Origin of the sequence: Streptococcus oralis, from assembly GCF_001579025.1 — a bacterium.
GTDB classification, from domain to species: Bacteria; Bacillota; Bacilli; order Lactobacillales; family Streptococcaceae; genus Streptococcus; species Streptococcus oralis_X.
The window spans coordinates 1,082,525-1,084,006 of record NZ_KQ970235.1 but is presented as its reverse complement, the minus strand read 5'-3'; the positions used below and the strand labels follow the sequence as shown (position 1 = coordinate 1,084,006).

Sequence of the window (1,482 nt, the reverse complement as noted above, 5' to 3'; positions counted from 1 at the left end):
AGCTTAGCAACTGCAACACTGGGACTTATTTCATTTGCAGATACAACTGGAGACTTTCCTTTTTCGGCTCAGCATGTTTCTGCTCAAGAAAAGGACGCGTCTAAAAATGGTAAGGTAGTAAAAGAGAATACAACTTCGGCGCCAAATCAAGCTGAGAAACCGAAAACACCAGCGCAAAATCCTGCTGAGAAACCAAAAACACCAGCGCAAAATCCTGCTGAGAAACCAAAAACACCAGCACCAAAACCAGAACCAAAACCAGCGCCTAAACCCGCTGAGAAACCGAAAACACCAGCTCAAAAACCAGCTGAGAAACCTAAAAATACAAGTCCTAAAGAGGATAAGTCCAAATCTGCAGCTCAGTCTGGTTGGGTAGGCTCATCGTACTATGAAAATGGTACTAAAGTTACTAATAAGTGGATTTTTGATAAAAAAGCTAATTCTTATTTCTATCTAAATGCTTCGGGAAACTATGTCCAAAATGCTTGGGTAGGCAATTACTATCTTAAATCAGATGGTAAAATGGCTAAGAGTGAATGGATTTATGATAAAAACTATGGATCCTATTATTATCTAACCGCAGAAGGTAGCTACGCTCGAAACGCATGGGTAGGTAATTACTATCTAAAATCAGACGGGAAAAGAGCTAAAAATGAATGGATTTATGACAATAACTATGGGTCATACTATTATTTAACAGGAGAAGGCAGCTACGCTCGCAACACATGGGTAGGCAATTACTATCTTAAATCAGATGGTAAGATGGCTAAAGCTGAGTGGATTTATGACAAAAACTATGGATCCTATTATTATCTAACAGCAGAAGGAAGCTACGCTCGCAACAAATGGGTAGGTAATTACTATCTAAAATCAGATGGTAAGATGGCCAAAAATGAATGGGTAGATGGTGGTCGTTATTATGTAGGAGACGATGGTGTGTGGCAACCAAAACCAGCGCCAAAGCCAGCACCAAAACCAGCTGAGAAATCGAAAACACCAGCACCGAAACCAGCACCAAAACCAGCTGAGAAACCGAAAACACCAGCACCGAAACCAGCTGAGAAACCGAAAACGCCAGCACAAAAACCTGCTGAGAAACCAAAAACACCAACACAAAAACCAGCTGAGAAACCGAAAACGCCAGCACAAAAACCTGCTGAGAAACCGAAAACGCCAGCACAAAAACCTGCTGAGAAACCAAAAATACCAGCACAAAAACCGGCTGAAAAAGCTAAAGAAACAACTCCTAAACAGGATAAATCACAATCTAAAGTTCAGTCTGGCTGGGTAGGAAATTACTACCTCAAATCAGATGGAAAGAGAGCTAAAAATGAATGGGTAGATGGTGGTCGTTATTATGTTGATTCTGATGGAAAAAAGGTTAAAAGTGACTGGATTTATGATAAAAACTATGGTTCATATTATTATCTAACAGCAGAAGGCAGCTACGCTCGCAACAAATGGGTAGGAAATTATTACCTC

General features: G+C 40.4%; 1 protein-coding gene. It reads left to right on the top strand.

Annotated features, from left to right (window positions below):
• Positions 1-1,482, top strand: a 1,482-nt coding sequence (locus tag SORDD27_RS10005; RefSeq protein ID WP_081103358.1) for an endo-beta-N-acetylglucosaminidase, incomplete at both ends; no start/stop codon positions are given.